We start from the raw sequence: 20,606 nt of genomic DNA, 5'->3' as shown, positions 1-20,606 counted from the left end.
GCAACCAGCAACGACCTATCCCTCAATGGCGCCAGCCGGAAAATCATCGGATTTTGAGGCTATGGACAAATGCGATAACCTTATTGATTCATCTAACTTTTATGAAGAAATGAGATATCTGCTTGGCATATTGGTGGTTATTTGTCTTGTATGGATTTGTTCAAAATGCATTGGATGTTCTTATAAAAAAGGCGTTTTCAAGCCCGGTGCGCTCACACCCGCAGGCTATCACACAAGAGATCACAGGGTCTATTATTATGGTGGATTAATGAATGCTTCGATTAAGGAGCTGATAGATGTCGATGCGGCGACATTCGAGATAGTACGGCTGAACACCGACGTTCCCGGCTATGTAAGCAGTTCTTATTACGCCCGTGATCATAAACAAGTATACTATCGAGGATATACTGTTCCCGGCGCCGACCCCGGCTCATTCAAAGCGACAGGGCAATATCGTGGCGAGGATAAAAACCATGTTTACGACCAAGCAAGGGTGCTCCCAAACGATCCGGAAAATGAGAATTGACACGTTTTCCGCTCACCGTAAATCTCAACCCTTAAATAACTCAACCTCACCTCAGGCTCATTGGATTGCTTTCCTCTGCGAATAAATCCAGAAAATTAAGCTCAAATAAGCGCATCGCCCCAGGCCATGCACATTCATTATGCTAAAAAAACAGATTAAACTATGAGAAACAGGACTCTACACTTACACATTCGGGCGGGAAAGCAAGTCTATCGAAAGTTCAAGACCGCTGTCGTCGCATTTGCGTTCCTATGCGCAGGGCAAAACGCTTTTTCACAAAGCGTAGGCATAAACACAAATAACCCAGATCCAAGCGCCTCGCTCGAAGTGGCAGGAACAAATAAGGGATTGCTTATTCCAAGAATCTCGCTTCAATCATTGACGGATAACGCAACGATTCCAAATCCGGCCACGGCATTGCTTATTTACAATACGAATGCAGGATTAGGGAAAGCAGGATTCTATTATAATGCGGGAACGCCTGGGAATCCATCTTGGACCGGATTGTCCGGTGGAGGTTTGACCTTTCCATCTCTTAATACGACAAGCCTAAATGGGGCAGCATTTTATCTGGAGAATGGCGCCCTAAATACTGATGCAATTGCGATACAGTCAACGGCGAATTATGGAATTGGTATTCATGGATCTACTTTTTTTGGTAAGGGTGTTGTTGGACATACATTTCAGAATGGAGTAGGAGTTCTTGCCTCCTCGGCGACAGTGAACGCTATGGCGCTTGATGTTAGTGGACGAATGAGAATTGCAGGGCCTGGGCAAAATCCTGGCGCTGGAAAAGTGCTTACTTCCGATGGTAGTGGATTTGCGACTTGGCAGAATTCTGTAAATAGTGATGTGGTCACCTTCGCGGCGAGCGGAGTTGCTGGTGGAGGAAGCGTGAATATACCTGCAAATACCAAAGTGAAAGTAGCGTTTGCAAACGAGGAATACGATCTGTCCGGGAATTACAATGATTTAAATCAATCTCCTCATAGTACATTTATCGCTCCTCAAAAAGGGATTTACAATTTTAATGCTACTGTTGCTTGGTCAACGTCTGGTGTAAATAGTACACTTTTTCTTTTTAGAACCAGAAATGGAGATGTGACGGAGATTAGGGCAGCGGCGGTTGAAAACTCCTCTAACATGTCAATCACTACTGACGTTGCTTTGGAAGTGGGAGATCAGATTGACTTGCGTGTTCAACAATACAACTTACCAACTGCGAAACTGGCGTTCAATAATACCCATGTTTACTTTACAGGGCGTTTAGTAACAAAGCAACAGTGAACGCCAATAATCCTACAACGTTTAATTGCTTTAAATTATGAATTACTATAAGACATTTTTAGGCGTTACAGCTTGTCTATTCACAACAATTCAAAGTTATGCGCAGATCAAAATACAAGGGAACAGCATTTTAATCCAGAGCGGTGCAACCGTTCATATAGACGGATTGTCATTGACACCGGCTTCTGCTATAAATCTGATAAACAAGGAAATTAGTCATTTGGAGTCGACAATGGTTGGTACACCTCATCCAAGTATAAACCGTATTTACAAGGTTGATAGTAAAACTCCATTCACCGGAAAAATCGGGATGCGTTATGATCCTTCTGAATTGAATGGTAATGATGAAAGTCTTTTGCAATTTTCGTTTGGAACGGAGAATCTGGTTTTTACCGTCCCAACCAACAAGAGTATAGTTGATTTAAACAATCACTACATTGAGGAGGATGTGGTTAACCAAGACCTTTGGGCAATTACCGCAACCACATCGGGTAGTGTTCTTCCTGTTAAACTTATTGATTTTAAATGTATGCTAACAGATGAACTAGTAGTGTCAGTCACTTGGAGCACTTCCGAGGAAACCAATAGCGACCATTTCGAAATCCAGCACAGCATTAATGGTAAGTATTGGAGCGAGATCGGTCGGGTGAAGGCTGGTGGAGAGAGCAATGTGACAAGGACATATGCATTTGAGCACAGCAGCCCGGTGAAGGGCGATAATCTTTACCGGCTGAAAATGGTGGATCAGGACGGGACTTATGCGTATAGCCGCATGCGTAACGTGTATTATGGAGGTGAAGGGGGGCTGACGTTTCATCCGAATCCGGTTGTAGACAGGCTTTCGATTAATGCCAGAGATTGGTCTTCATTGGAAAATCTTAAAATTACAAATGTGTCAGGCGCGAAAGTAGCAGAGTTTAATTACGCGCAACTGCGGGATATGGCCGGGAAGGAGATTGATTTTAAGAAATATCCTTCCGGCGTTTACATCATCAGCATTGCAAGGAATGATGGAACGGTGCAGTCGGAGAAGATCATAAAAAATTGAGAAACTAACAGCCCAAACCCAATGCACACAAAGGACATTGCGATCATAGGTGGCGGAATTGCAGGTTTAACCCTGGCCATTTGCCTGAAAGGTTCACGCTTTAAGTGCCATATATTTGAGAAAAATCCGGAGTTTAGGGAGATCGGTGTGGCAATCAGTTTATTCCCTAACGCATTACGGGTATTGAAGCAGCTTGGGTTGTTGCCGGAAGTCGTGGAAATAGGCAGTGCAATCACCAGGATTTTTATGAAGACAGATAAGGGGAGAATTCTCGCCCAGACCGAGCCGCGTTATCAGCTTCCGGCACTCGGAATGCTTCGCACAGATCTTTACGCAATCCTACTCAAACATGCGGAAGCGACATTTTATCCGAATCATACATTGGAATCTTTTGAAAGCACGGGTGATGGAAAAGTTAAACTCAGTTTTAATAATGGCGAATCCAGAATGTTCGATGCGCTGATAGGAGCCGATGGGATCAATTCTGTTGTGAGGCAGGGCATTATGAATGATGGGAAGCCGGTTTTTCGGGGTTATAATATGTGGCGTGGCATTGCAGCGTCCAACTCGGAAATCCATTACGCGAGCGAAAGTTATGGAAAAGGTAAACGGGTAGGCATCGTCCCGCTCCCGGACGGGCGATACGGCTGGTGGGCTACATTGAACGAAAAATTCATGGCCGATGATGAGCCCGAAGGAACCAAGCCAAAGTTACAAAGGCTCTTTGGTTACTGGCACCATCCCATTTCAGAGTTGATTGCCAAAAGCGACTACATCGTTAAGGATAGCCTGTCGGACAGGATTCCCGTCAGGGGTTGGACCAGGGGAAATTGCACATTAATAGGCGACGCAGCACACCCGACTACGCCCAATCTGGGGCAAGGCGGGTGTCTTGCTATTGAAGGTGCTTACTTATTAGGTGAGATCATGAGAAAATATGGCATTACAGACACAGCATTTCAACTATATGAATCGATCCAGTTTCCGCGGGCAAAATCAATTGTGGACGACAGCCTGATGTTAGGAAAAATGGGACAGTGGGAAAATAGTATGGCCGTTATCCTAAGAAATATGGCCTTGGCCGTAGCACCTCAATCGATTACGCTGAAAGTAATCGACAAATACTTTCTGCAAGACGTTACTTCATTGAAAATTTGAATGCAATACATCCTTATAAAATTGCATTGCTCGCGTATGTTGGTTTTCCAGCTCAATTATTCCTCGCCAAATGCCACTCCAAAAGTGATTTTTTTGGTTCAAACCAACTTCCTCCCTTTCCACTCATACGCGGGCTTCTGCGCTGCCAGCCCGAAAAAGCACACATAAAGAGGATAGATAATCTGTGTGATTGGAATGTAGAGAATCGATTTCTGCTTTTTAAGGAAAGTCAAAACGGAGCCGAGAAAAAGCCACTCCGGCAAGCATTTGGCAGATAACAGGCTTAGAAAAAAGTAGCCATCCACCAGCCCGAACGCAAAAAGCAATCCGCTTACGATCAGCGAAAAGTTGCAAGCGAAAATGTAGATCGCCAATAACAGCGGTGTTTTGCTTTGATAATGTTTCCACTTACTCGCCCAGCGCTTCCGCTGCCGGAAGAAAGCCTGCCAGTTATCATGCGCCTTCGTCGTCACCGTCGCCCTTGGATCTTTTAAGAAATGAACCCCTTTCGGATACTTGGCTGCGATTTTATGCATCAAAAATTCATCGTCACCCGAGGCAATGTGCCGCACGCCTTCAAATCCATCGACTTCAATAAACGCATTCTTTTCGTAAGCCAGGTTCGCCCCGTTGCATAAGGAGGGATAGCCAGCCGCAATGGCACTCGCGCCGCTGCCGATAAGGCTTGCGAATTCCACAGTCTGTAAATGATCGGTAAGCGTTGTTTCCTCAGAAAAGGTGACCGGTGCACTGATTAATTTAGCATTTGTGGCCGCATAACAGGCTGCAATAGACTGTAACCAACCCGATTCTACGCGGCAATCGCCGTCGGTGGTGACGATTAAGTTGCCCTTTGCACGTGATATGGCTTTTTCAATCGACCGCTTTTTTGGGGAAGTTGTTGCCGTGTCGGGCAGCGGGATCAGATGAAGGTTTACCTGCGATTTGGCAGCCAGCGCCTGAACGATCGCAGCAGTCCGGTCAGTGGAATTGTCGTCCATGACAAGCACTTCGAATTGCTCATGCGGGAAATGTTGCTTATCCAGGTCATTAAGCAGCAAACCAATGTTATCCCCCTCATTCCGCACCGGGACAATGACCGTGATGAAGATCCGTTTATCAAACTTAAAAACACCAGATGGCTTGATCCGATTCCAGAAAAAGGTAAGAATGAATGTAAAAACAGAGTAACTCAGAATGACGAGCCAGAGTAGGGGAATCAGCCAGGAAGTTATATAATGGGTTGTCATTGAATTAGTTATTGGAGCCTGAAAATTTCATCTTACTCCATTTATATTTCCAGATCAGGAAAATCCCGATCAGGATCGGTCCGAGCACATTCAGTATCCAGACCAGAAAAGTTGCCGCAATGATCTCTTCCGCAGGCAAATGATATTGTTCAAAAACCAGCAAAGCAGTGAATTCCCTCAGCCCCAGATCACCCAGCACATTGATGGCCGGAATCAGCGTTTTGGCCAGAAAAATCAACGAAACCGCAGAGGCGAGTTCAAGCGCAGGAACGGGAAAGTCGAAAAGGGATAGCGCCAGGACGAACTGGCTCAGAAACACCGCGTAACGCAGCGACCCATATAACGTAGAAACACCAATATCCCATGCAGCGTAATTGCCGATGATGCGAAGATAAGTGTGCATTTTCTGGAAAACCTTGCGCTTAGGATGCCAGTTGGTGAGTGGTTTGCGAAACTGTATAACCAAAATTCCTGAAATAATAACCACCGCCAGCAGCACATTAATCACCTGTTTGCTTTGTAAAGAAAGCCCGATTTTTTCCTGCAAATGGAACCAGCCCAACGCACCGGCCACCACGGAAATGTAAAACTGAATGCCATTGGAAACAATCGCCGCCCCAATCGCTTCCAGCCGCCGGTCCGACTTCAATGCAGCCACGCGCCCGATGGTGTCGCCAAGCTGCGCCGGGGCCGCAACGCCAAATGCAAGGCCGGTTAATGTGCCCCGAAATGCGTCCCGGAAGCTGATATCAACCACTTTTTTTGCCAGTTGCTGCCATTTCAAACTTTCCAGCGCCCAGTTAACAGGCACCAGCAGCAGCATAATAAACAAGATCGGGAAATGATCAACCACCAGAATATCATGAAAAACAGCGCCGACGTCGCCGATGCCTTTTTGCTCATTCCGGAATGTTTTGTAGATGTAACTCAGGATCAGGAGCGTGATGATGAGCTTGCCCAGCCAGAGGAGGTTTTGCAGGTTTCTTTTTTCTTTGGCAGGGGAGAGTTCCTTATCTTGCACCATGATTAAAATGCAGCAAACCGACGCTACCGAAAAAGTGATTATTGGAGTGGATCCCGGCACCCAGGTGATGGGTTACGGGGTGATTTCGGTGAAAGGCCAGCACATTACTTTGGTTCAATATGGTGTGATTCATCTGAGCAAATATACTACGCACGAGTTGAAGTTAAAGAAAATCTTTGAGCGCATCACCCAGCTCATCGAGGAATATCTGCCCGACGAAATGGCGATTGAAGATCCATTTTACGGCAAAAATCCGCAATCCATGCTCAAACTTGGCCGCGCGCAAGGTGTGGCGATGGCAGCCGCCCTCGCCAGGGACATTCCGATCGTCGAATATTCGCCCAAAAAGGTGAAACAGTCGGTGACAGGCAGCGGGAGCGCTTCCAAGGAGCAGGTTGCCTATATGCTGGAAAAAATCCTGAACATGGAACTGAGCCGCGAATTCATGGACGCCACCGACGGAATCGCGATTGCCATTTGCCACCAATATCACGCCAATTCACCTGCTTCTGTTTCAACCGGCTCCTCCAAAAAATCCAAAAAAGGCGGCTGGGGCGCGTTTGTAAGCGAGAATCCGCAACGCGTTAAATGACCTTAGCGAACCATTTTTAGTGTTTTCGTCACATGGCCGGCTTTAAGCTGATAAATGTAAATCCCCGAGGGAAGCAACTGCCCGTCAAGCTTCGCAATGTGCCAGCCTGCCGGAAATTTGCGTCTGCTAATAAGCTGATTTTTTGACCTTTAACATTAAATAGAGTCAATGTCATCTGTTCATCGGCTGGTAGGAAAAAAGCAATGTCTGTGCTCGCACCGGCCGGGTTAGGGACATTCTGCATCAAAGTAACTTCATCAGGCATGTTAGCATTGGGAGATGCTGTGATTTTGAATGCAACACTTTCGTTGCTAGTCACTTCCGGTTCTGTGGTTGCGGTTCTTAGTTGGTAGGTGCCGCCCATAATGTCTTCGGGAATCGTTAGAGTGTAAGCCCTGTCCGTCATGTTCACGTCGGTAATTTTTGTGATTGCGTTGTTGGCGGTGTTGCGCAGGATAAAGGTTGTTTCGTTATTTTTTCCAAAAGTCGTGTTTGTGGTCAGTGTCACGGTTATTTCTTCGCCGGCATTGTAGGAAGCTTTGGGCTGGAAGCGCTGGAAATCGTTTTCCTGAAACGAGTGGATTTCGCCTCCGGTTGTGAGAATCAATAGCTTATCATTGAAAATAGTAATGTCAAACGGCTCTTTCAGTATATTCAGGCCATCGGCATAAACGGTTGTTTTTTGGTCTTTATATTTGATCAATGCATGCGGCTCGTAATTCTGATCGGGATAACCGTAAGCAGCCGCCCACATTTGATTGTTTTTGTCAAAAATGATTTTTCGGATCATGTAACCTGGCAATGAGAAGAGCGGCTCCCAGGTTTCGGAATTTTTTCTCAGTTTCGAAACACCCCATTCGCCATAGGCAAAAAGATTCTGCTGGCTGTCAAAAGCGATGCCCGCAATGCCTGGATAACCGTTCAAATGAGGCTGCGGAGCCCAATGATTATCTTTAAATGAATAGACCAGGCCACCCTCCATCACCGCCCATACATTATCCGCGGCATCTGCTGCAACGCAAATCACGTGATTGCTGCCAAGGACATCCTGGCCGTAAAATGTCCATTCGCCATTCAGGAACCGCCCGACGCCGCGGTCAAATGTTTTGAAAAATATACCTGTTGAAGCGGTGATCACAAGCGGCGCCAATTCGTCCGAGAAAAACTTTTCGTTTGCAAAACTTCTGTCATATGTTCCGTCGACCTTGCGTCTGAGCATTGCATTGAAGCTCATTGCGAAAACGTCATCCCACCTGGCGCCGAAAAAATGGATTGTGTTCGGGCTTTTGCCTTTTGTCGTTGCTATGGTGCTGGCTTGCCAGGTTTTGAGGTCCTTTGTCGCATAAAAGCCATTGCTGAATTCGTAGACATATAATTTATCACCAGCATTAAAAAACCGGTTTTTCAGCACACCATATCCATTTGTAGTGGAGAGCAGGTTTTTGGAAACCAGACCCAGGAATTCAAATCGCGAATCATCCCAATTGGTTTTTATCTCAAAATTTTTCCAGGCAGTGAAAATGCCCGGCATATATTGTGCTCTGGTGCGACCGAAATAGCCTTTGTTTTCGTGTAAATTGGGCTGGAAAATGCCTTTGTTCGTGAAAGCACCATTCATTTCGCTGAGCGCGACTGAATCTTTGAAAACAACATTTTTGAATGCCGCGTCACTGGCAATCTCAATGCTTTGCCAGAATCCTGTATGTATGGAAAAGACTTGCGTGGAAACGGCGATGATTGGCTTAGCAGCGACATTGGACAGTTCTGTGGAGGCGGTAATGGTTGTGTTCCAGGGCGGGAAAAAGTATTGTGCGTCAGTCCACTGACTCCAAATGTTGTTTTTCTTCACCCGAAGCCGAACGGCATATCGCTCATAGCCTTCCGGCTTTAGCAAGATATCGAAATGCTGAATTTTTTCATTCGTAGCAGGAAAATCATGATACACCACATGGTCATTCTGGTTCTTATTAATCATTTCAATCTGATAAGATTCGATGCCTGCGTATTTCTGTAAACGTCCCGAAAATGAACCGTCACTTTTCCATAAAATATTCATTAGCAGCGGGGGAGCGGATTGTTCTGTGAACGTTGAAACGGAAAATGGCAACACGGGCGACCATAAAATGGCCGTGGGAATCTGCACGGTGCCTACGCGAGCAAAATACGATCCTTCGCTTTGTCCGGCGGAAGTAAAATGCGACTGCGCAATCAATGTATCTTCAACAATGTCCGTAAAAGCAGCATCGCGGGCAATCTGGAAGCGATATTGGTCTACACCAAAAGGCGTTTTCCAGCGAAATGAAGGCGTATGGGATGCATTTTGAGCATCATCCTCATAAACGATCAATGAATCCGGCGCGCTCGGGTTTGCCTGAACGGCATTTAGTCTGAAATTCCCATCCATATTGCCCTCGGCATAATTCCGCATCAGGTTTTGGCACAAAGGATGAAAACGCAAAACAGACCGGCAATAGGACATCAGAGAACCATTGACAGATTCCTGATAACCTTCTTCGCACTCCGAATTCGAACCTTCCAAAGTCGTACAACGGTCGATCGGGCCGCCTGGCCACGAGCAGTTATGCGTATGCGGAGAGCCTAATGTGTGCCCAAGCTCATGACAAAGCAAATCAACGGCAAGATCAGGCATTTCGGGCCGTGGAAAATTGGAAGAACACATGCGATAGCCGCCATAAAACCAGCCATCCCGGCTCGAAAGGCTTACCACTGCGTCCCTTTCGTCATTTCGGTTGGATGCCCAGTAATTCTGAACATTGCCATAATATTGAAAATCTTCATCCAGGGCATACGGCTCGGGTTTGTCCCAGATCAGGATTGACGTGATGGTCAATTTCACACTGATATCGCGCTCGAAAATAGCCGAAGCACGATTGATAAACTCGACGGCGCGCCTTGTAATCAGGGCTTTATCGCCGTCGTAGAGCATATATGTTTTGTAATTAATGTCGAGGGCGAGCCTGTATTCCAGTTTTTGCTCATTGGCCATTCTGGCGCGGGTAAGGTCTTTTACAAGAGCGAATTTTTGAAGCCGGGACGCTGATAATGAATCGTTTGTACCACAGACTGGAAGACTCTGCTGAGCCGAGGCCACATTACAAGCTGCCAAAAAAAGAAGGATCAGCCCAAGGGTTTTGGTAAAAAGTATTTTCATGGAACGAGGAGTTTTGCCGAAACGCAGGCCTGCCGAGCAAACGGGTGCCGTCATGTGCCCGTTTGCCTTAAAAATAGGACAATGTTCCCATCATTTTCGTTGCAACCGGCTTTCTCGCGAGATTAAAAAAATTTTAATGGTATTAAAGCAACATTTCATTTTACTAATCAAACGTTTGTTTAGTAAAATCAAACAATCGTTTGATTTTTGTTTTGGACCAGCTTAAATTTGCATCATCATTAACGGAAAGCTAGTACTAACAACTGTTAATGAGTCATTAAAATGGAATATAACACAAAGCAAATACAAATTATAGAAGTCGCTGAACGCCTGTTCGCCGACAAAGGGTTTGCTGGAACTTCGGTGCGGGACATCGCGCAGGAGGCCAATGTGAATGTGTCGATGATCTCCTATTATTTCGGATCCAAGGAAAAATTGATCGAGGCACTTTTTGCGATGCGGATGGGTGAGTCCCGCTCGCGGATGGAAACCTTGCTTAGTAACGAAGATCTAATCCCCATTCAGAAAATCAACATCCTGATAGACAGTGCAATTGACCGCCTGATGGGAAACCAATGCTTTCACAACATTATGATGCGCGAGCAGCTTTCCTCGGAACGCACGCCCACCATTTCGGAGCACATCAGGACTTTAAAAATGCGCAATATTCAATTGATGCAGAAGCTGATCGAGGAAGGACAAGCCCAGGGCGCATTTCGCAAGAACATTGACCTCAGCCTGATGACCACAACATTATATGGGACGATCAATTACGCGATCGCGACACAAGAATTTTACAAGCGGATCAACGGTCTGGAAGACATGGAGGAGGTCGAATTTCAGACGCATCTGAGAAGAAAGTTAAGCCAGCACTTAAAAAGTTTATTTAAATCAACAGTAACTAATGAACACCACAACCAGGACTAAAAGAATGGTTTTTGCGATCGCCAGCGTGTTCTGGCTCGCCGCAACCGCTCATTCGTTCGCTCAGGAACAGCGCAAATTGACGCTGGAAGAAGCGATTGAAATGAGTTTACAAAACAGCAAACAGCTCAAATTAAGTCAGACCAATGTGGACCTCGCGGGTCTGAGTATTAAGCAGATCCGGGAGAATCAGTTGCCTAGTCTGAGCGTTTCGGGATCTTACCTGAGATTAAATTCTCCGAACATTAACCTCAAATTACCCAGGAACGGAAACGACAGCACACAAACCAGTTCTCCCGAAGTGCACCAGGTAATGTACGGAATGGCGAGCGCATCTCTTCCGATTTTCTCGGGGTTCAGATTTAAATATGGCCTGGAATCAGCACATTACCTGGAACAGGCAGCTAAACTGGACGCCGAAAACGACCGGGATGCCGTCATCCAGAACACCGTGGCAGCGTATAGCAATTTGTACAAAGCAAAAAAATCGGTGGATCTGGTTGCAGAGAACCTGTTGCGGGAACGTGAGCGCGTAACTGAGTTTACAAACCGCGAAAAAAACGGAATGCTGGCCAGAAACGACCTCATGAAAGCCAAATTACAGGAATCGAACATTGAGCTTGCGTTGCTGGACGCTGAAAACGATCTGAAAGTAACAACCATTAATATGAACCTCCTGCTGGGCATGCCTGAGAACACCGTGCTTGCAGCGGATTCGGCCAGCTTTATCACATTGAAGGAGGAAGGCATCGCGACGGAGTGGGAGCAAACGGCCATTTCTCACCGCAAAGACATTGCCGCGAATGGCATCCGTCAGAAAGCAGCAAACTCGGATATCAAGGTTGTTAGGGCGGATTTTTATCCAAACGTGGCCTTAACCGCCGGCTATGTGGCCCTCAGCATTCCAGGAGTCGCCACAATCCCGAATGCAATGAATGCGGGGATTGGCGTACGATATGACATTGGTTCACTTTGGAAATCGGGTGCAAAAATGGAGCAGGCTAAAACGAGGGTTTATCAGCTGAAAACGAATGAGCAGATCCTCCTGGACCGCATTCATCTGGAAGTTAACACGGCTTATTACAATTATGTTTTGAGCAAAAGAAAAATCGATGTGTATGCCAAAGCGGTGGAGCAAGCGGATGAAAATTACCGGATTACTAAAAATAAATACGATAACAGCCTGGTAACCACCACAGAATTGCTCGATGCAGACGTGGCCCAGGTGCAGTCCCGCATCAACTACGAAGCCGCCAAAGCCGACGCCATCGTAGCCTACAAAAAACTAGAACAATCAGCCGGAGTGATTAATTAAAATTCAACATCAGAAATGGAAACCAGACAAAATACATTGGAAACAGAGGAAGCTCCAAAAAAGAAAAGCTACACATTCGTGATCATTCTTTGCGTGCTGATTGCGATCGGCGGAACGTGGGGTTTTAACAAATACAACCACGGATTGCACCACGAAGAAACAGATGACGCGCAGATCGACGCGAACATTAGCCCTGTAATTCCCAGGATATCAGGTTATGTGACAGAAATTAAAGTAAAGGATAACCAAACCGTTAAAAAAGGCGACACATTGATCGTGCTCGACAACCGCGATCAGCTGATCAAGCTGGAACAGGCGAAAGCCGGATTGGCGGGATCGCAGGGAAGCTTGGTCGTGGCCAATGCAACCACGAATGCATCGCAGGCAAGCGGCATCACGTATCAGGCGAATGTGTCGATCGTAGAAGCGCAGATTGAAGAGGCGAAAGTGAATGTATGGCGTGCGAATCAGGATTTTGCGCGTTATGAAAATCTGATCAAAGACCATTCGATCACGCAGCAGGAATATGAGCAGGCTTCTGCAACGAAACAAAAAGCAGAGCGTCAGCTGGCTGTTTTGGTGGCGCAGAAAAACGCCGCGGAACGTCAGGCAAAAGCAGCAGGCAGCCAGACTCGGGCAACTTCTGTGCAAACCAATGTGGCTAATGCCAACATTAAGGCACGCCAGGCAGAAATCGCCAATGCAGAGCTAAACCTATCTTACACAGTCATTACGGCTCCTACGGATGGCCGCGTTTCTAAGGTGAATGCGCAGGTGGGGCAGTTTTTACAGGCCGGTCAGCCGCTGTTCAGCATTATCTCCACTACGGAGCCCTGGGTGGTAGCGAATTTCAAAGAGACGCAATTGACCAAGATGAAATTGGGACAACACGTGAAAATCCATGTGGATGCTTATCCGGATCATGAATTTGAAGCAAAAGTGGCTTCTTTCTCGCCTGCAACCGGCGCAAGGTTCGCATTGCTTCCTCCTGATAATGCAAGTGGGAATTTTGTTAAAGTGGTGCAGCGTCTGCCGGTAAGAATTGAATTCACCCAGCCAAACGACCAGCGCATAGCAGAATTGAGACCGGGCATGAACGTGTTCGTGGATGTGGAATTGAACTAAGGATCAGTACACTGACCTTAAACTGAAATTAAATGGAATTACAGGAATCACTCGTCGAATATGGTTTCCGCAGGGTCATCATTACGATTACAGCTGTACTGTGCGCGTTGCTCGAAATCGTTGACACCACCATTGTTAACGTGGCGCTCAACGACATGCGGGGAAACCTGGGCGGTACATTATCCGAAGTGAGCTGGGTTATTACGGCTTATGCCATTGGTAATGTGATCATTGTGCCCATGACCAGCTGGCTTTCGCAGCAGTTTGGCCGCCGCAATTACTTTGCAGCTTCGATCATTATTTTTACGGTTGCCTCCTTTCTTTGCGGCAATGCAAACAACATCTGGGAACTCGTGTTTTTCAGATTGATACAAGGTCTCGGCGGTGGCGCCTTGCTTGTAACTGCGCAAACTCTGATTACCGAAAGTTACCCACCCGAAAAACGCGGAATCGCGCAGGCTATTTACGGTTTGGGTGTGATCGTGGGACCTACATTGGGTCCGCCGCTGGGAGGTTACATTGTGGATCATTACAGTTGGCCTTACATTTTTTATATCAACATTCCGCTCGGCATCATTGCCGCAATGCTGACTTTACAATTTGTAAGAAGTCCAAGATTTTCGCAAAAGAAAGCAGCGAATGAAATCGATTACTGGGGCATTGTGCTGCTGGCCGTTGCCGTGGGTTCGCTTCAATATGTGTTGGAAAAAGGGCAGGAAGAAGACTGGTTCAATGACGAAATCATCATTCTGTTAACGGTAACCTCTGTTTTTGGCTTCTTTTTCTTCATCTGGCGCGAATGGACTTATAAAAATCCGATCGTTAACCTGCGTGTTTTGGCCAATGGAAACCTGCGCGTTGGGACCATTTTATCCTTCATTCTCGGGTTCGGATTATATGGTTCAACATTCGTCATTCCATTGTACACGCAGGCCACATTAGGCTGGACGGCGACGCAATCGGGGATGCTGATGGTGCCCGCAGCGGTTGTTACGGCCATGATAATGCCCATTGTGGGTCAGCTCATTCAGCGCGGTGTGAAGCAGCAATATCTGGTTTCGGCCGGGATGGTCTTCTTCTTTATATACAGTTACTGGGGTTACCTGATTCTTACCCCCGACACCGGAAAAGATGCATTCTTTAACATGCTGATCGTGCGTGGAGTTGGTTTGGGATTGTTATTTGTCCCGATTACGACATTAGCCTTATCAACATTAAAAGGAAGGGAAATCGGTGAAGGAGCCGCATTTACCGGAATGATGCGGCAGCTGGGCGGTTCGTTCGGAGTTGCGGTGATCACAACTTACCTGGCCCGCCAGAATATGCTGCACCGCAATGATCTTGTGAGCAAGCTGGACATCAATAATCCGTCTGTCATGCAGCGCGTCGAAGGTCTGAAACAATCATTTATGGCCAAGGGAATGCCAGCGGATGTGGCGCTGAAAAGCGGTTACAAGATCCTGGATTACACGGTCACTAAACAGGCGCAGGTAATGTCCTACATGGACGTGTTCCTTTACCTGGGACTCATGTTCCTCATCTGCGTCCCCTTCGTACTCTGGACAAAAAGCGGCAAAACCAAAGTCGACCCATCCTCCGTACATTAAGATTTCAAGTGTAGTGGTAATATTGCAGAAGCTTCCCGGGTTTGGGAAGCTTCTCTTTTTTTGGGGCTAAATCTTTTTTGTCGTTATTAAATTTCCAAATGTGCTTTTAATTCCTGCATACTCAGAATATTGACTTTTGGAAAAGGAATGGATGCGAGTACATTAAAGTGTTTGTCATGCGTCACGATGTAATCAGCCTGACAAGCCAAAGCACAGTCTACGAACTTGTTATCATCCTGATCACTGATCAAATTCCAGCGATAAAAAGGCGTAACCCAGATTGCGTTTTCCAGATTTGGGAGTAGTTCAACCACATTGGTGGCCAGGTTAGGGGAATAAAATCCGCCTATAACCTCTTCATATTCTTCAAGGATTTCAGTCGAAATGCCAAACTCAAAAATTCCTGCTCTCAAACCATCAAATAACCATCGCGTGGCTGATAGTTTGGGAATGCTTACCATCAGGCAGTTGGTGTCGATGACGAGAACCATTCATTAATATTTAGTGCGTTTGTGTGTTATCAGCGCTTCATCCAAATCTTCCTGCGATAGTCCGCGCTTTTTCCAAATTTCATCCATTTCATCATCAATCTGCTTTGCAAAATACTCCGAAAGCAACTGCTTGATTTCTTTTTCCTGTTTGCTGTTCAGCTGCTTCTCGAACATTTTGAGCATAAACAACTGCATGGAGTTTAGTTTAGTCGCCTGTTCCATTCTAAGTGATTAAATTTTTTTACAAATTAACAACCTTTTATATAAGGTCAAAGGAAGTAGTGTTCCCTACAAGAAGAACTGAAAATTGATTCGAAATATTCCGTTCTTGCTGACATTATTAACAAATGTTTCAAAACAATTATGTCAAATTCCTGGGTAACCGCTGCCATTACCAAGATTGAGGCGGATTATCAGCGGTCGGCGGATACGCATTTGATTCCTTTGCAATTGCCTGCTTTTGAAGGGGTTGATTTTTATTTTAAAGATGAATCGACGCATCCTTCGGGGAGTTTGAAGCACCGGTTGTCGCGGTCGCTGTTTTTGTATGGGCTTTGCAATGGCTGGATTCATGAGGGGACGACGGTTGTGGAGGCATCGAGTGGCTCTACTGCGGTTTCGGAAGCCTATTTCGCGCGGTTACTGGGTTTGCCATTCATTGCGGTAATGCCAAAAACGACAAGCCAGGACAAGGTGCAGGCGATTGAATTTTATGGTGGAAAATGTCATTTTGTCAATCATCCTGCCGAGGTTTATGACGTTTCCAGACGCGTTGCAGAGGAAAATAATGGTCATTTTATGGACCAATTCACTTACGCAGAACGGGCAACGGACTGGCGGGGAAATAACAACATTGCGGAATCGATTTTCCGGCAAATGCAGTTTGAAGCGCACCCGGTTCCGACCTGGATTGTTGTGGGTGCGGGAACCGGCGGGACTTCGGCGACATTGGGCCGTTATGTGCGTTACGAGCGTTATGCGAGCCGGATTTGTGTGGTGGACCCCGAAAATTCAGTTTTTTACGATTGCTGGCAAACCAATGATCCGGGCGTTTGCAGCGATTTTGGATCATGGATTGAAGGCATTGGCCGGCCGAGGGTGGAGCCTTCTTTTATTGCAACCGTGGTGGACCATATGATCCGCGTGCCTGATGCGGCGAGTTTTGCGGCGATGAAAACATTGTCCAAACTCCTGAACAGAAGGGTAGGCGGTTCCACGGGGACTAATTTCTGGGGCGCGCTGCAACTGGCGCAGGAAATGAAGGAGCAGGATTTGACAGGTTCAATCGTCACGTTGATCTGCGACTCGGGTGAGCGTTACCAGGATACTTACTATAATGATGCATGGCTGGCGAAAAATGGTTTCCTCGATGCGGTTCAGGAAGAGGGGCGGAGATTGGCCAGCGTGACCGGGTTAGGGTAAAAGTGCCTACTTTTGCGCTGAATTATCCGAAACGACGTGCATCAGAATTATTATTTCTTAAAACAGCTTGCCCCGGCCTTGCATCAGCGACTGGCCGGAAAAACCTTTATTGAAGCTTTCAGTCAAGAAAAAGACGAAATTATCCTCGTGTTTGACTCTTCCGTGAATGACGAAAATCTGGCTGATCCGTTTTTTATCAAAGCCACATTAAGATCCAATTTCGCCTGCCTGAGCTTCCCGGATAGTTTCGATCGGGCGCGCCGAAATAGCGTTAATCTTTTCACTGATTTTCAAAATCAAAAAGTCGATTTTGTTCAGGTTTATTTAAATGAACGCGCGATTCAGATTAGTTTTCAGGATGGTAAAAAGCTAGTTTTCAAGCTTTTCGGTAACCGGTCTAATCTGATTGCGTTGAATGAAGCAGGTGTTGCCACACAGCTTTTTAATAACAAACTTCCGGCAGACAAATCGATCACATGCGAATCACTCAACCGCGACATTTACCAGGCTTACGAAGCATTTATCCAGAATAATGAGCGTTTTGAAACCTTATTTCCAACATTCGGAAAGCTGGTAAATGCTTATTTGTCAGAGAAAATAAGTGGTTTAAATGATGCCGCAGAGAAGTGGAACATTATTCAGCAAACACTGACCAAATTGAATGCGCCGCCTTATTATTTAACCAAAATCGAGCTCGTTCCGACGCTTTCACTTTTGCCCGTGGGCGACCTTATTTCCGAATATAATGATCCTATTGAGGCGCTGAATGGTTTTTATCTGGCCTACATCCGGCTAAGCGGCATTGAGAAGGAAAAGGCGGAGATCATCCGGATGCTGAAAAAAAGGCTTTCGCAGACGGATAATTATTTAGAAAACACATTTAAAAAGCTCGTCGAACTGGAAGAAGCGACCAAGAATGATGAGATTGGCAACATTATTATGGCCAACCTCCACGCCATTCCGGAACGCACCGAAAAAATAGAACTCTTCGATTTTTACCGCGACCAGCCCATCACCATCAAGCTCAAAAAAGACCTTACCGCCCAGAAAAACGCAGAAGGTTATTACAGAAAGGCCAAAAACGAAAAAATTGAATTAGGCAGATTGAACGACAGCCTCGCCGCCCGGGAAACGGAGCGTCAGAATCTGGCCAAACATTTAAGTGCAATCGAAGCAATCGAGTCGTTGCGAGAACTGCGGGGTTACATTAAAACGCACAGTCTCGACCAGACAAAAGCCGTTGCAACAGCCACAGATCTTTTCAAAAAAGTCGAATTCATGGGTTACACCATCCTGATCGGCCGCAATGCGAAGAACAATGATGTGTTAACCAAACAATTTGCTTCCAAAGACGACCTTTGGCTCCACGCGAAGGATGTTACCGGCTCGCATGTGGTCGTCAAAAACCAGCCTGGACGCAATTTTCCGGCATTAGTGATCGAGCGGGCAGCCGAATTAGCGGCTTTTTATTCCAAAAGAAAAAACGATTCGCTGTGCCCGGTGATCTACACGCCCAAGAAATTTGTGCGCAAACCAAAGGGCTTGCCGGAGGGCGCGGTGGTGATTGATAAGGAAAGTGTGGTGATGGTGGAGGCGAAGGGGGAATAGGCGATTTATTCTTTTTAAAATCAAGTTTTTAGTGCGTGAATCCCGAAAACGGGCTTTGATAAGTCTTGCGATATGACGAACTTCGTGTGAAAATTGAGAACAGGAATTTTAGTGCAGAATGCTTGAAAGTCGTCGCTTTGTCATCATTGGTTTTTTTGCGTTAGTAGGTCTCATCTACTTGTTTCGACTTTTCTACTTGCAGGTTCTGGACGAAAGTTATTCCATCGAATCGTCCAGCAACTCCATTAAGCGCGTCATCGAAATTCCCTTCCGGGGCCAGATTTACGACCGCACAGGAAAGCTCATCGTTTATAACACGCCCGTTTACGATTTATTGGTCACGCCTTACAAGGCGAGAGTCGATGATACACTGCGTTTTTGCCAGGTTTTGGGCATCGAGCGCCGCGATTTTGACAGCTTAATGAATGCCGCGAGCGCATACAGCCGCGTAAAACCATCGTTATTTCTCCGCCAGTTGTCCAAAGAGGATTTTGCCTCCATTCAGGACATTATGGTCGATTATTCGGGTTTTGAATTTGCTAAAAGCTCCCTGCGTACGTATACAGCGCCTACACTTGCGAACACACTGGGTTATGTGAGTGAGATCACGAGAGGCCAGCTGGAAAAGCAGGAAGAGCCTTACTACCGCCAGAGCGACTACATTGGACAGAGCGGGATCGAGAAAATTTATGAAAATGAACTGCGTGGTAAACGCGGAACGAAGTTCGTGATGCAGAATGTGAGCGGCGTTTACAAAGGCCCGTGGAAAGGCGGCGAGCTGGACACCATGGCCGTTGCGGGCGACAATCTCTATTCGGGAGTAGACCTGGAAGTGCAGCAATATGCAGATAGTCTGATGGTTAACAAAGTGGGCAGCGTCGTGGCGATCGAACCGAAGACGGGGCAGATCATTTCCATGGTTTCCGCGCCGACTTATGATCCGAACATTCTGGCGAGCCGATATTTTTCGAAAAACTACGCTGCACTGGCACGAAATCCTTACAAGCCGCTCTTCAACAGACCGGTTATGGCGAGTTACCGGCCTGGGTCTACATTCAAGTTGATCCAGGCGCTGATTGGTTTGCAGGAAGGTGTGATCACGCCGGAAAGTGGTTTTACGCATGCAAACTGCCCGGTAGGCTGCCACAATCACCCCGCCACCGGAACCGTCGCCTTGGGCGTTATGCACTCTTGTAACCCGTATTTTTACAATGTTTTCAGAAGAATTATTTATAAAAACAACATTCAAAATACATTCAAAGCCTCGGCCGTCGGGTTGGACGCATGGCATGATGCGATCAGTAAATTTGGGATTGGACAAAGGTTGGGGATTGACCTTCCGAGTGAATACAAGGGGAACTTGCCAAATAAAAAATACTATGACCGCTTCTATGGCGAATATCGCTGGAAATTCTCCAACATTTACTCCCTAAGCATTGGCGAGGGCGAGTTGCTGATCACGCCTTTGAAAATGGCCAATGTGGCCGCGATCATTGCGAACAAAGGTTATTTCTATACCCCGCACGTGATCCATGGCATTGGTGATGCGAAAAAAGTGAACCCTGAATTTTTGGTAAGACATGAGACGGGCGTTGATGCCCACAATTTTGATCCGGTTATTGAAGGAATGATCGGCGCGGTGGAAGGCGGAACGGCCCGCCGGTCGCGTGTTGAGGGGATTACCATTGCCGGGAAGACCGGGACTTCGCAGAACAAACGCGGGGATGACCACTCGATCTTCATCGCCTTTGCGCCGGTTGAAAATCCAAAAATCGCCATTGCTGTATTTGTTGAAAATGCAGGAGCAGGAGGTTCCGCAGCAGCGCCGATCGCAAACTTGATTATCGAGAAATATCTGACTAGGAAGGTCACCAACAAAGCGCTGGAAGAGCGGATGTTCAAAGCCGACCTGATGAGCAAAGTAATCCTGCCCGGACAGAAAAAACCGATCTCCGTCGATTCGTTAAAGAAAAAGCTGATCACTGCGGATTCGGCTAAAAAAATACCGATTACGAAGACAGTCACTGCACCTAAGAAACAATAACCAAAGACTTAAA

At 46.5% G+C, this 20,606-nt stretch carries 17 protein-coding genes; 12 read left to right on the top strand and 5 right to left on the bottom strand.

The features are described from left to right. The first annotated feature begins 109 nt into the window (after positions 1–109). The 4 genes from G395_RS0111600 (at position 110) to G395_RS31120 (ending at position 4,019) form a co-directional block, all read left to right on the top strand. Entirely contained in the window at positions 110–526 is a 417-nt protein-coding gene (locus tag G395_RS0111600) for a DKNYY domain-containing protein (protein ID WP_229204142.1), read from the top strand. A gap of 162 nt (positions 527–688) precedes the next feature. Then, positions 689–1,813, top strand: coding sequence for a phage tail-like protein (locus G395_RS0111595; protein ID WP_026630194.1), 1,125 nt, complete (start codon positions 689–691; stop codon positions 1,811–1,813). Between the two features lie 37 nt (positions 1,814–1,850). Continuing rightward, a complete protein-coding gene (locus G395_RS31125) occupies positions 1,851–2,861 on the top strand; it encodes a T9SS type A sorting domain-containing protein (protein ID WP_051350128.1) in 1,011 nt (336 codons plus the stop codon). Positions 2,862–2,882: 21 nt separating this feature from the next. Beyond that, complete coding sequence (locus G395_RS31120; RefSeq protein ID WP_051350127.1) at positions 2,883–4,019, top strand: FAD-dependent monooxygenase; 1,137 nt, start codon at positions 2,883–2,885, stop codon at positions 4,017–4,019. A gap of 98 nt (positions 4,020–4,117) precedes the next feature. Here G395_RS31120 and G395_RS0111580 read toward each other — a convergent pair whose 3' ends face one another. Both G395_RS0111580 and G395_RS0111575 read right to left on the bottom strand, forming a co-directional pair. Next, a complete protein-coding gene (locus G395_RS0111580; protein ID WP_051350126.1) occupies positions 4,118–5,269 on the bottom strand; it encodes a glycosyltransferase in 1,152 nt (383 codons plus the stop codon). Between the two features lie 4 nt (positions 5,270–5,273). Continuing rightward, positions 5,274–6,293, bottom strand: coding sequence for a lysylphosphatidylglycerol synthase transmembrane domain-containing protein (locus G395_RS0111575; RefSeq protein ID WP_035361122.1), 1,020 nt, complete (start codon positions 6,291–6,293; stop codon positions 5,274–5,276). Positions 6,294–6,300: 7 nt separating this feature from the next. Between G395_RS0111575 and ruvC the strand changes: the two genes are divergently transcribed. Next, a complete protein-coding gene (ruvC, locus tag G395_RS0111565; protein WP_051350151.1) occupies positions 6,301–6,885 on the top strand; it encodes a crossover junction endodeoxyribonuclease RuvC in 585 nt (194 codons plus the stop codon). A gap of 28 nt (positions 6,886–6,913) precedes the next feature. Here the strand turns inward: ruvC and G395_RS0111560 are convergent, their stop codons facing one another. Further along, positions 6,914–10,057 (bottom strand): M12 family metallo-peptidase, encoded by a 3,144-nt coding sequence (locus G395_RS0111560; RefSeq protein ID WP_169720030.1) that lies wholly within the window; start codon positions 10,055–10,057, stop codon positions 6,914–6,916. A gap of 282 nt (positions 10,058–10,339) precedes the next feature. On the opposite strand from G395_RS0111560, the gene G395_RS0111555 reads away from it, so the two are divergent. From G395_RS0111555 to G395_RS0111540, 4 genes are read left to right on the top strand one after another with little or no spacing between them, the layout of a single operon-like run. Then, entirely contained in the window at positions 10,340–10,984 is a 645-nt protein-coding gene (locus tag G395_RS0111555; RefSeq protein WP_026630189.1) for a TetR/AcrR family transcriptional regulator, read from the top strand. Further along, positions 10,962–12,296 (top strand): TolC family protein, encoded by a 1,335-nt coding sequence (locus tag G395_RS0111550; RefSeq protein WP_229204141.1) that lies wholly within the window; start codon positions 10,962–10,964, stop codon positions 12,294–12,296. Before G395_RS0111555 ends, G395_RS0111550 begins: the two co-directional genes overlap by 23 nt. Before the next feature lie 15 nt (positions 12,297–12,311). Beyond that, positions 12,312–13,421, top strand: coding sequence for an HlyD family secretion protein (locus tag G395_RS0111545; protein ID WP_026630187.1), 1,110 nt, complete (start codon positions 12,312–12,314; stop codon positions 13,419–13,421). A 32-nt stretch (positions 13,422–13,453) separates the two neighbouring features. Beyond that, the gene (locus tag G395_RS0111540; protein ID WP_026630186.1) at positions 13,454–15,028 is read left to right on the top strand and encodes a DHA2 family efflux MFS transporter permease subunit; all 1,575 of its coding nucleotides are present in this window, start codon (positions 13,454–13,456) and stop codon (positions 15,026–15,028) included. An 86-nt stretch (positions 15,029–15,114) separates the two neighbouring features. Here G395_RS0111540 and G395_RS0111535 read toward each other — a convergent pair whose 3' ends face one another. Both G395_RS0111535 and G395_RS0111530 read right to left on the bottom strand, forming a co-directional pair. Continuing rightward, positions 15,115–15,519 (bottom strand): putative toxin-antitoxin system toxin component, PIN family, encoded by a 405-nt coding sequence (locus G395_RS0111535; protein WP_026630185.1) that lies wholly within the window; start codon positions 15,517–15,519, stop codon positions 15,115–15,117. A gap of 3 nt (positions 15,520–15,522) precedes the next feature. After that, a complete protein-coding gene (locus tag G395_RS0111530) occupies positions 15,523–15,741 on the bottom strand; it encodes a DUF8507 family protein (protein ID WP_026630184.1) in 219 nt (72 codons plus the stop codon). A 141-nt stretch (positions 15,742–15,882) separates the two neighbouring features. Between G395_RS0111530 and G395_RS0111525 the strand changes: the two genes are divergently transcribed. The 3 genes from G395_RS0111525 (at position 15,883) to mrdA (ending at position 20,593) form a co-directional block, all read left to right on the top strand. Beyond that, positions 15,883–16,941 carry a PLP-dependent cysteine synthase family protein gene (locus tag G395_RS0111525; RefSeq protein WP_026630183.1) on the top strand — a complete coding sequence of 353 codons (1,059 nt, stop codon included), beginning with the start codon at positions 15,883–15,885 and terminating at the stop codon, positions 16,939–16,941. Between the two features lie 36 nt (positions 16,942–16,977). Next, the gene (locus tag G395_RS0111520; RefSeq protein WP_026630182.1) at positions 16,978–18,549 is read left to right on the top strand and encodes an NFACT RNA binding domain-containing protein; all 1,572 of its coding nucleotides are present in this window, start codon (positions 16,978–16,980) and stop codon (positions 18,547–18,549) included. A 118-nt stretch (positions 18,550–18,667) separates the two neighbouring features. After that, complete coding sequence (mrdA, locus tag G395_RS0111515; RefSeq protein WP_026630181.1) at positions 18,668–20,593, top strand: penicillin-binding protein 2; 1,926 nt, start codon at positions 18,668–18,670, stop codon at positions 20,591–20,593. The last annotated feature ends 13 nt before the right edge of the window (positions 20,594–20,606 follow it).

It is taken from the genome of Dyadobacter alkalitolerans DSM 23607 (assembly GCF_000428845.1).
Taxonomy (GTDB): domain Bacteria; phylum Bacteroidota; class Bacteroidia; order Cytophagales; family Spirosomataceae; genus Dyadobacter; species Dyadobacter alkalitolerans.
This window is presented reverse-complemented; position numbering and strand designations above follow the sequence as displayed.

Bases quoted from the DNA above. Each gene is read 5' to 3' on its own strand.
- G395_RS0111600 (WP_229204142.1), top strand. From the start codon at position 110: ATGAGATATCTGCTTGGCATATTGGTGGTTATTTGTCTTGTATGGATT.
- G395_RS0111595 (WP_026630194.1), top strand. From the start codon at position 689: ATGAGAAACAGGACTCTACACTTACACATTCGGGCGGGAAAGCAAGTC.
- G395_RS31125 (WP_051350128.1), top strand. From the start codon at position 1,851: ATGAATTACTATAAGACATTTTTAGGCGTTACAGCTTGTCTATTCACA.
- G395_RS31120 (WP_051350127.1), top strand. From the start codon at position 2,883: ATGCACACAAAGGACATTGCGATCATAGGTGGCGGAATTGCAGGTTTA.
- G395_RS0111580 (WP_051350126.1), bottom strand. From the start codon at position 5,269: ATGACAACCCATTATATAACTTCCTGGCTGATTCCCCTACTCTGGCTC.
- G395_RS0111575 (WP_035361122.1), bottom strand. From the start codon at position 6,293: ATGGTGCAAGATAAGGAACTCTCCCCTGCCAAAGAAAAAAGAAACCTG.
- ruvC (WP_051350151.1), top strand. From the start codon at position 6,301: ATGCAGCAAACCGACGCTACCGAAAAAGTGATTATTGGAGTGGATCCC.
- G395_RS0111560 (WP_169720030.1), bottom strand. From the start codon at position 10,057: ATGAAAATACTTTTTACCAAAACCCTTGGGCTGATCCTTCTTTTTTTG.
- G395_RS0111555 (WP_026630189.1), top strand. From the start codon at position 10,340: ATGGAATATAACACAAAGCAAATACAAATTATAGAAGTCGCTGAACGC.
- G395_RS0111550 (WP_229204141.1), top strand. From the start codon at position 10,962: ATGAACACCACAACCAGGACTAAAAGAATGGTTTTTGCGATCGCCAGC.
- G395_RS0111545 (WP_026630187.1), top strand. From the start codon at position 12,312: ATGGAAACCAGACAAAATACATTGGAAACAGAGGAAGCTCCAAAAAAG.
- G395_RS0111540 (WP_026630186.1), top strand. From the start codon at position 13,454: ATGGAATTACAGGAATCACTCGTCGAATATGGTTTCCGCAGGGTCATC.
- G395_RS0111535 (WP_026630185.1), bottom strand. From the start codon at position 15,519: ATGGTTCTCGTCATCGACACCAACTGCCTGATGGTAAGCATTCCCAAA.
- G395_RS0111530 (WP_026630184.1), bottom strand. From the start codon at position 15,741: ATGGAACAGGCGACTAAACTAAACTCCATGCAGTTGTTTATGCTCAAA.
- G395_RS0111525 (WP_026630183.1), top strand. From the start codon at position 15,883: ATGTCAAATTCCTGGGTAACCGCTGCCATTACCAAGATTGAGGCGGAT.
- mrdA (WP_026630181.1), top strand. From the start codon at position 18,668: ATGCTTGAAAGTCGTCGCTTTGTCATCATTGGTTTTTTTGCGTTAGTA.